We start from the raw sequence: 7,986 nt of genomic DNA, 5'->3' as shown, positions 1-7,986 counted from the left end.
GCGGAAGCAGTCCCCCGCCCCTCAGCTGCCCGCAAGCATTCAGGCCGTTTGCTGGCCGGCTGCATCTGATTGCACGCATCCACCAGTATTGCGGGTGCCTGTGCTTGCGCGAATCCGCACAGCAACAAAGCAAGCGTGGCTCCAAGCCCAGTTTTCATTGTTGTCTCCATGCTCCGGCGAACGTCAACGCTCGTCTCCAAGATCCCGCTTGGATTTTCGGACGCAGCGACCTCGCGAACAGAGTGAAGACCCGAAGCTAGGCCGAGATTCGCACATGCCGCGGCGACGATAGTTCCTGTTGCGACTCCCCACGATCTAGGAAGGCGCAGCCGTGTTCAACGCTGATCTCACCCATACTTCACCGATGGCACACTCTGGTCCAAAGATGAGGAGGGCCAATGGCCACGTTTTCCCAGAGAGTTGGCCTGGTGCCGCTCGAAAAAGCGATCCAGTTGCAGGTGATCGATCAGGATCTACGCAATGGCCTCTGGAACGTCATCAAGGTCTTCGTGTGGGCCAGATACCGACCCGACGACTATCGGTTCCGAATTGAATCGGAGCAGGTCGCAGCACTGGTGCACGAAGTATTTCTGAGCCTGTACAAGGAAGCCATCGATCGGATTCCCTCGATGGCCACATCGAGGTATGGGGAAAAGTCTGCATTCGAAGTGTTCCGCGGCGTCGTCATGGACCAGCCATGGAATGAGGTCTACGACCTGGTCGACTTCATCGCGCGGACAGCGCACTCGAATCTTCGAAAACCCCTCATCCCGGCGTTCAATGACGCATTGGCACGAGAAAATGCCGGCTACCGCTTTGTCGGCGGGGAGTTGGTGGAGATCACCGAACGATCCGAGATTGAGGCAATTGAGTCCGCCATCACTAAGGGGTCCCGTGACTCGAAAGCGCACCTCCAGCGGGCGCTACAGCTGTTCGCCAACAGAGAGGCTCCTGACTATCGCAACTCCATCAAGGAATCGATCTCAGCGGTCGAAAGCGTATGCAAGGCGATTGTCGGCAACCCTGCGGGCACCCTTGGCGACGCGATGAAGTTGCTCAAGAAGACCCAGACGGTGCATCCACATTTTGAGCAGGCCCTGATCAAGCTCTACGCCTACACAAACGACGCCGGCGGCATTCGGCACGCCCTGACCGAGGCCTCTATTCAGGTGACCAGCGAAGATGCGAAGTTCATGCTTGTGACCTGCTCGGGTTTCTGTAGCTATCTGTGGGCCTTGTCCGCTGACCGTTCATAGTGGTTGTTGCGCATCGAAAACCTCGACGTGTTTCAACATCCGAAGCGGCTGCTTGATGTCCAATGACGTTCCATCGACCGGAAAAATCCATGGCCACACGTACACCACTCAACGCGTTTTCAGATCAGGAGCGCGCACTTCTCGAAGACGTGCGCCGCTTTGGGGATCGACACAACGACCTCTTCGTCGCAACCGCGAAGGGCATCGGTGTACTCAACAGCGCCGGCGTCGCCGCGATGCTAGCCTTCATGCAAGCCCTGCTGAATAGCGCACCGACGTTGGTCAGATTCAAGCCGTTCGGCGTGGCCGCGCTCATCCTCTTCCTCGTGGGTGCGGCAGCGAGCCTAGCTCCACTGGCCTATCGTATGGCCGTGTTCGACAAGCTGTACCGTCAAGACTTCAGAACGGGCAACCCACTCGTTATCGGAAACAAGCACGCAACACGATGGCTGGTCGGGGCAGTAGCATGCTTCGCGCTGGGAGCTAGCGCAGCAGTGGCTGGTGTGGCGTGGGCGCTTTGATGCTCATACGCACGCGTACCTGTTTTCGGACCGAGGCCCCCCCTCGCTACAGCATCCTTCATCATTTGGCTGTCAATACGACAGCTTGAGGCTTGATATGAACGACGAGGCCAAGGCGATTGGAGAAGTTGCCAAGACAACAGGCAAGGCCATCGATGCAGCGCGCGATGCTGGTGGCTTTATTGCGAAGTTCATCGCCGGACCTCTCGAACAAGGTATGGGAATTTTCGAGGACCGGCTTCGATACACACGCTGGGAGCGTCAACAGCGTCTCATGCGTAGGGCGGAGGAGTATTTGCATCTGTCGGGATTGAATGGCCCCACGCGGGCCGTCCCCCTAAAGCTGGCACTTCCGCTGATCCAAGGAGCCTCTATCGAGGACGATGACATGCTTCAGGATCGCTGGGCTGCGCTACTCGTTAACGCTGGAAATGCCAACTTCCCATTCGAGATTCGTCGAGCATACGCTTCGATTCTTGAGCAGCTTACATCGCTGGATGTCGCTGTCCTGGACGCAATTTATGCACTTCCCTTCGAGTCGTGCCAGCATGACGGCGTGCTGACCGCAGCCCTGCCAGACCATGCGTCAGTGGCCCCCCAGGGTCAAAACACGATTGCTGAGCCGTCAAGTGATGTTTTGATTTCCTTGGCCAACCTCACCAGAGTTGGATGCATTCGACCGTCTTCAACATGGGGCGGAGGCGAGTCTTTCTCGAGAGTACTTCCGACCGTTTCCGGAAGAGCGTTCGTCGATGCTTGCCACGCCCCCGGCGGGCGGGAGTGAAGCTGGCGGAAGAGCACGCGGCCTGCGACATCCACACGGCGAGATTGGCGACAGGCTTCATCCAACCCTGCTCGGCTCTGCTGCATGTTGAGCAAGGCGTCACGCTCTTCGAAAAGCTGGACTATTGGATGAGTCATTCGCGCACTGCGCGCGCGGTCATCGATGAGCGCAAGCCAAGCATGAGGCTCACTCTATGTGACCTTGCTCCCGCAACTCCTCTGCAGCTGGCTTAAAGGCGTCAAGAAACTCCTGCACCACTGCACCGATCTTCTGGAGGGTCTGCGGAGTGATATCAAGAAAGCATAGTTCGCCCTTGTAGTAAGTGCTATATCGACCTGGCTCCCGAAAACCTGTCAGCCGGTATTCACCGTCTGGCGCGTGAATCTCGGGGAATGCTTCGATTTCCCCTTGGTGTGCCGTCGCGTGCCGTAGAGCCTCAATATGAGGAAAGCATTCATCCAGTCGTTTGCGAGCGCCCTTGAGCTTATGGATTCCGACCAGCGCTCGAACTGATGGACAGTCGCGCAACATGACGGACTGAATCCTTTCGAGCCGTGCTCGGAGGTGGTACAACTCCAAAACGCACTCGTTGCAAGCGATGAATCGCCAGCGACTGGCTACGGCGCGTGGGATCGAAGACGGAGGTACTTTTCCAGTCTCATACAGCAGCAGCGCCGCCCCCCATGCCTGCACGCTGTATGTCAGCCCAACTAGGTGTGCGTGTAGATCCTTCACAGCCGCGATCTCCTCCGCTGGAGTGCGGACAGATGGCCAAAGGAGCGGCGCGCGAATGACAACTGTTGCCTCCGCGCCAGAACTGATCAGACTCATGACATACGCGCCTCATTCCAGGATGTCGAGGCCAATGCGCGCTGAGCATCGATGTACGCCGCAACGTCTGGGATGTAGGCAACCCAGTCCGCCGACTCTCCCAGCTTGAACATGGGGAACGGCAGGTCTTTCTTATAGATCTTGTTCTGGACAGTCCTCACCCCAAGGCTAAGCAGATCCGCGACTTCCGAGAGTCGCAGTACTGGTCGCCCATCAGTCATTAGAAGAAGCATCATTTCTGTCTTCACGGTATCAGCCCTCCTCTACTAGATCAAGGCCCGTCGAGCATCTCGATGCAGGCGGTCACCTGCCAAGCAATCTCTCCTACCAGGATCACTTCTTGCGGCGGCCTCGATGCTCACATTGACGCCACCGGCGCTAGATCGATGAAGCACTTGACGTCTCTTTTGATTTGGAACTACCATATCTAAATGGACAAACCAATATCAGGCCGAGGTGGAGCGGGGCGCGGCCAAGGCAGAAAGCCCCTTGACGGTGAATCGGCGATGAAGCCCGTCTCAATCAAGATGACCGTCGCACAGAGAGACAAGCTGAAAAAGCTTGGCGGCGCGCCTTGGGTGCGCGAGAAGATCGACAGAGCAAAGGAGCCGATCGATGACTGAGTTGATGACGTTGGAGCACATTGCCGAAATGCATCACTGCTCACCACGTCACGCCCGGGATGTGGTCGTGAAACTACCGGGCTTCCCAGCCGAGGCACCAACAAGCACGCCCAGGAACAGGCTTTGGCTTCGATCTGAGATTCTGGCGTTCATTCATCGCCGATAACGTGCTGGCCTGCCACGCAAAAGCAGGCTGCAAAAGGCGACGGCCCAAGGTGGTACGAACACCAAGGACCGTCTAACCACAACGTGCAACTCTGAAAGGACCGCACACCATGGCTACGCGCATTGTCGGGCAAAGTACGCCCACCCCTGAATCCCCTGCCGCCCAAGCAGGCCCCTGGCGTGAAGGTCTTGACAGAGCAGATGAAAAGCTGACTCAGCTTCGATCACTGCTGGTGTGTTGCTACGGCGCTGGCGCGGAATGGTTCGAAGCCATTGGCGCCAATCATCGAGACAACTTGCTCTGGCTCGCATCAGACCTCGCGGAGGACATTGATTCACTTCTCCAAGAAAAGGAGGTGAACCATGGCTAAGAAAGGCGTCACCCCTGAGGCTGGGGCCGTGGAAGGCCTTTCTGTTGCGCAGTATCGCGATGTTCTGGGGAACATTGCACTTCAAGCGGGAGAACTGCGCGATCTTCTAAAGGCAGCGCGGCTGGAGATCGATACCGAGGGAGACAGGGCGCGAGCCGGCCATCACCTCTACGTCGCGCAACTGTTAGCCACCTTCATCGGCGCAATCGCTGACGATACGACTGGAGGTGCCATTGAAGGCGGGCCAGCATCTTGGGCTTGCATGAAGAACATGAATCCAACTTCTAGCCTGAATGCTGGAAAGGCGGTGCAAGCATGAACGCCGTCACGACCAAGCCCCGCGCTAAGGCCAAGCCCAAGGCGCCCGCACCGACGGTGCAATCGGCCACTGCCGAGCTGATCGCCGCCCTGACTCGTGGGGCCGACAAGATCGGCCTCGCCTACGATGCCGCCGAACCCGGAGAGCCGGCCGAGGTGCTGATCGAGCACGTCACAGAGATCCTGGCCGATGCCATCCGGCCACTCTGGAGCGAGCCGCTGACCAAGGCCGACACCGATGCGGCCTACAGCGCGATGTTCGTGCCGCTGGCCGCCCTCAAGGGCGCCATCGCCCTGTCGAAAGACACTGTGATCGAGCATGTGCTTATCGAGGCCCATGCAATCCTCGATGCCGCGCAGACCTCCATCGATTCGTGCGCGGGATTGAGCAGCCTGTTGCCGGATGGGGTGACACGCGGAGAAGCCGACTTCCTTCTCGGTCGCGATCTCGCCGTGTCCATGCTGGCCGACGCCGACGAAGTGCAAGCGACTAACCCCGACAGCGCATACGCCAAGCGTGCGTATCGCGACGGCAAGGAACAGCACCGATTCGCCAGGCAGTATCTCGACCAATTGCTTGCGGATCCAGAACTGCTCGACGGGTTCAGCGCCGTCCTTTCGGCCAAGCTCGCGGATCAGTGCTCGTCGCCGGCACGCCACTATGCCGTCGCCGTGGCCGAGTACCAGGCGGGCACTGTCGGCGCCGATGGCACGATGCCGCTCGAAGACGATTCCCCCGCAGAAGCCTCCCGTCGCGACAGCCCGGTGACGCTCCAGGCCTCAGGAGCCGACGCCCCCACACTCGCCAAGCAGGACGAATGGGGCGACTTCGATCCCTATTGCCTCCTGCTGCAGGCGCGCGATGTGGCGGAGACCGCAGCCAATGACGACGGCTCGGACGCCATCTGGGGGCTGCACAGCTTGATCGAGAAGAGCGTCGAGAAAGTCAACAAGGTGGTCGAAGGGACGAACGCGGGCAGTGAGGATGTCTGCAACCGTGCGAGCGACGAGTTGGCTGGCGTCCTCGGCGTCCTGCATGCCGTGAACACCGACGGGATCGACAACCCCCTGCTGTACGCCGTCGAATCGTTGCTGCGCATGGCCAAGCAGCAGATCGACGCGAAGATCGAGCGCCTGATTCAAGTCCGCCGGGAACGGAGTGCAGCATGACCATGACGGCACACGTAACGAGAGCGGCCAATGTTCTAGCCTTCCCGAAAAGAACCTTTGCCGACTCTCCCAAACCTCTCATCAAGAGCCGCGAAACGAAAAGCACCAACGTGCTGAAGTTCACCGGAAAAACGATACGCAACATCGACGGCGAGGCGTGCCGGGAGGATTGGCAGGCGTCCGTGATTAGCCGGCTAACGCACCTGCTGGATATGGCAGTCCAGGGCGATATCACGGGCTTACTGACGGTTTACACAGGCGGCCTGGTAACAGACGGTGGAGATAAGAAGCCGATCTCTTCCGGGTGCGCGACCGGGATATTTTGCGAAGACTTCGACTTCGCAGCACAAGCTATGCATTGGTTCGCGGACAAGGCCGCCGAGAAGGCAGAAGAATCGCCGACCCGTTGGCTGTGATATGTTGAGTTTGGAAGGCGCTAGGGGTTGCTCCCGAACATCCGTTTCCCTGACGGACCCGCGCCAACTCCCTCGATCCTCGAAAGAACTGCCGTGAGCGATGACATGCCAATCCATACGGAATTCGAAGCCATGACCATTGCTCTTGCCCGCGATGGAAATGCAGAAGCGGGGCTGGAAGCACTGCGGCTTTGCGCTACCGGGTTGTATGCGAACAACCTATCAGAGCCGATGCGCTTCTACCTAGCCCGGTGCTTGCTCGACCTCACAGACGGGATTCAGGCTGATCGAGCGATGAATGTGGAGGTCGAGCGAGGGAAGGGACGGCCTGCCAACCCATTTCCCGAATGGGAAACACCGCTTGCCGCATTCGGCGCCGTCCTTCACCGCCGCGGGTACATCGCTGCGCGAATTGAAGAAGCGATGAGCGATGCGCGCCGGGCGACCGAAGGCAAAGACTTGGACTCAAGGGAGGCCCGCCGCATTCGAAAGAAATACGCGGCCATGGAACTACTGGATGACGATCTTCTAGTCCACCTGTGCGGTGATCAAAAGATGCGGGGAGAAATCGACAAATTCCCCCCCGTGCCCTAGAGGCGTCAGAACGGAACACTTCATATCAGCCGCGAAGGAGGCGGCCGATATGTCACACAACACTCCGTCATTCGACGCACTACCCAACAGTGCTTTCATCCGCGTCGCGCAGTTGGTGCAAAGCCCTAAACGGCCAAATGCCCCAGCTCCTCTGCCCTTCAGCGCCCCAACTTTATGGCGAAAAGTTAAGGCGCGAACCTTTCCCGCCCCCTGCCGGATCTCTGAGCGAGTAACCGCATGGAAGGTGGGCGACGTGCGCGAATGGATCGCGGCTCAGACGGAAGGAGGTGCGCAATGACCGACCTTCGCAGTCCGAACAGCGCGCCGACGCTAAACACTATCGCCAGCCGTGGAAGCGCCGTGAAAGAGCAGGAGCGACGCATAGTCGCGGCCCTCAGGCTGCGCCCAATGACGACCGATGATTTTCGAAAGATCGGCATCTTTCAGATCAGTGCTCGTATCTGGGGACTACGCGCACAGCAATACGCGATCACCACGGATCGCATCACCGTTGTCGATCGAGACGGATACGCGCATCCCCGCGCCGCGCTCTACACATTGGTTTCGGAACCGGACGGAGGCGCCAAATGCTGACTCGGCAAATGGAAACGCCTGGAGAAGCGGTGGCAGCCGCAACCCAGGCGCAAAAACTAAGCACTAACGAGCCAATTCTCAGCGATCCATCGGCAAAGCTCAAGGCCTTGCTGATGGAGCGTGCCGCACGAGCTGGTGTAAGCGTCTACGAGATGGGATCGGGCGGCTATGCCGTGGGGTGGTGGGCGCGCAGTCGAGAGGTTCCGGACCTCCGAGCGCTCAGCCGCTGCCTCACACAGTTAGGGGTCGCCGCATGAATGCGGCCCAGAACACCCAAGGATCGGCTGAGGATGGCCAACGGCCGCAATAGCGGCAGGAGGGGCGATTCCGGGCGGGATTCGGG

Annotated in this window: 12 protein-coding genes; 10 read left to right on the top strand and 2 right to left on the bottom strand. The window is 59.0% G+C overall.

Features of this window, described 5'->3' with window-relative positions:
- Positions 1-398 precede the first annotated feature (398 nt).
- The 3 genes from AC07YS_RS31695 (at position 399) to AC07YS_RS31685 (ending at position 2,561) form a co-directional block, all read left to right on the top strand.
- The gene (locus AC07YS_RS31695; RefSeq protein ID WP_495270327.1) at positions 399-1,256 is read left to right on the top strand and encodes an AbiJ-NTD4 domain-containing protein; all 858 of its coding nucleotides are present in this window, start codon (positions 399-401) and stop codon (positions 1,254-1,256) included.
- Between the two features lie 89 nt (positions 1,257-1,345).
- Entirely contained in the window at positions 1,346-1,777 is a 432-nt protein-coding gene (locus AC07YS_RS31690) for a hypothetical protein (protein ID WP_495270326.1), read from the top strand.
- A 97-nt stretch (positions 1,778-1,874) separates the two neighbouring features.
- On the top strand, positions 1,875-2,561 hold the full coding sequence (locus AC07YS_RS31685; RefSeq protein WP_495270325.1) for an Abi-alpha family protein: 687 nt from the start codon (positions 1,875-1,877) through the stop codon (positions 2,559-2,561).
- Positions 2,562-2,747: 186 nt separating this feature from the next.
- On the opposite strand, the gene AC07YS_RS31680 is transcribed toward AC07YS_RS31685, so the two are convergent.
- A complete protein-coding gene (locus AC07YS_RS31680; RefSeq protein WP_495270324.1) occupies positions 2,748-3,092 on the bottom strand; it encodes a hypothetical protein in 345 nt (114 codons plus the stop codon).
- A 296-nt stretch (positions 3,093-3,388) separates the two neighbouring features.
- Positions 3,389-3,613, bottom strand: a complete 225-nt coding sequence (locus tag AC07YS_RS31675) for a pyocin activator PrtN family protein (protein WP_495270328.1) — start codon at positions 3,611-3,613, stop codon at positions 3,389-3,391.
- Positions 3,614-4,290: 677 nt separating this feature from the next.
- Between AC07YS_RS31675 and AC07YS_RS31670 the strand changes: the two genes are divergently transcribed.
- From AC07YS_RS31670 to AC07YS_RS31640, 7 genes are all read left to right on the top strand, one after another.
- On the top strand, positions 4,291-4,551 hold the full coding sequence (locus tag AC07YS_RS31670) for a hypothetical protein (RefSeq protein ID WP_495270323.1): 261 nt from the start codon (positions 4,291-4,293) through the stop codon (positions 4,549-4,551).
- Complete coding sequence (locus AC07YS_RS31665) at positions 4,544-4,870, top strand: hypothetical protein (RefSeq protein WP_495270322.1); 327 nt, start codon at positions 4,544-4,546, stop codon at positions 4,868-4,870. The genes AC07YS_RS31670 and AC07YS_RS31665 overlap by 8 nt, the downstream gene beginning before the upstream one ends.
- A complete protein-coding gene (locus tag AC07YS_RS31660) occupies positions 4,867-6,039 on the top strand; it encodes a hypothetical protein (RefSeq protein WP_495270321.1) in 1,173 nt (390 codons plus the stop codon). The genes AC07YS_RS31665 and AC07YS_RS31660 overlap by 4 nt, the downstream gene beginning before the upstream one ends.
- Positions 6,036-6,455 (top strand): hypothetical protein, encoded by a 420-nt coding sequence (locus AC07YS_RS31655; protein WP_495270320.1) that lies wholly within the window; start codon positions 6,036-6,038, stop codon positions 6,453-6,455. The genes AC07YS_RS31660 and AC07YS_RS31655 overlap by 4 nt, the downstream gene beginning before the upstream one ends.
- 93 nt (positions 6,456-6,548) lie before the next feature.
- Positions 6,549-7,049, top strand: coding sequence for a hypothetical protein (locus AC07YS_RS31650; protein ID WP_495270319.1), 501 nt, complete (start codon positions 6,549-6,551; stop codon positions 7,047-7,049).
- A gap of 49 nt (positions 7,050-7,098) precedes the next feature.
- On the top strand, positions 7,099-7,347 hold the full coding sequence (locus tag AC07YS_RS31645) for a helix-turn-helix transcriptional regulator (protein WP_341887049.1): 249 nt from the start codon (positions 7,099-7,101) through the stop codon (positions 7,345-7,347).
- On the top strand, positions 7,344-7,643 hold the full coding sequence (locus tag AC07YS_RS31640; protein ID WP_495270318.1) for a helix-turn-helix domain-containing protein: 300 nt from the start codon (positions 7,344-7,346) through the stop codon (positions 7,641-7,643). Before AC07YS_RS31645 ends, AC07YS_RS31640 begins: the two co-directional genes overlap by 4 nt.
- The last annotated feature ends 343 nt before the right edge of the window (positions 7,644-7,986 follow it).

This window comes from Variovorax sp. GW458-11-26-14-LB1 (genome assembly GCF_059423965.1).
The sequence above is the reverse complement of the archived record's forward strand: the minus strand, read 5'-3'. Positions and strand labels throughout refer to the sequence as shown.

What these genes read in the sequence shown, in the direction of transcription:
- AC07YS_RS31665 (WP_495270322.1), top strand. Translation starts at nt 4,544, where the DNA reads ATGGCTAAGAAAGGCGTCACCCCTGAGGCTGGGGCCGTGGAAGGCCTT.
- AC07YS_RS31680 (WP_495270324.1), bottom strand. Translation starts at nt 3,092, where the DNA reads ATGTTGCGCGACTGTCCATCAGTTCGAGCGCTGGTCGGAATCCATAAG.
- AC07YS_RS31675 (WP_495270328.1), bottom strand. Translation starts at nt 3,613, where the DNA reads ATGACTGATGGGCGACCAGTACTGCGACTCTCGGAAGTCGCGGATCTG.
- AC07YS_RS31690 (WP_495270326.1), top strand. Translation starts at nt 1,346, where the DNA reads ATGGCCACACGTACACCACTCAACGCGTTTTCAGATCAGGAGCGCGCA.
- AC07YS_RS31670 (WP_495270323.1), top strand. Translation starts at nt 4,291, where the DNA reads ATGGCTACGCGCATTGTCGGGCAAAGTACGCCCACCCCTGAATCCCCT.
- AC07YS_RS31660 (WP_495270321.1), top strand. Translation starts at nt 4,867, where the DNA reads ATGAACGCCGTCACGACCAAGCCCCGCGCTAAGGCCAAGCCCAAGGCG.
- AC07YS_RS31645 (WP_341887049.1), top strand. Translation starts at nt 7,099, where the DNA reads ATGTCACACAACACTCCGTCATTCGACGCACTACCCAACAGTGCTTTC.
- AC07YS_RS31640 (WP_495270318.1), top strand. Translation starts at nt 7,344, where the DNA reads ATGACCGACCTTCGCAGTCCGAACAGCGCGCCGACGCTAAACACTATC.
- AC07YS_RS31655 (WP_495270320.1), top strand. Translation starts at nt 6,036, where the DNA reads ATGACCATGACGGCACACGTAACGAGAGCGGCCAATGTTCTAGCCTTC.
- AC07YS_RS31685 (WP_495270325.1), top strand. Translation starts at nt 1,875, where the DNA reads ATGAACGACGAGGCCAAGGCGATTGGAGAAGTTGCCAAGACAACAGGC.
- AC07YS_RS31695 (WP_495270327.1), top strand. Translation starts at nt 399, where the DNA reads ATGGCCACGTTTTCCCAGAGAGTTGGCCTGGTGCCGCTCGAAAAAGCG.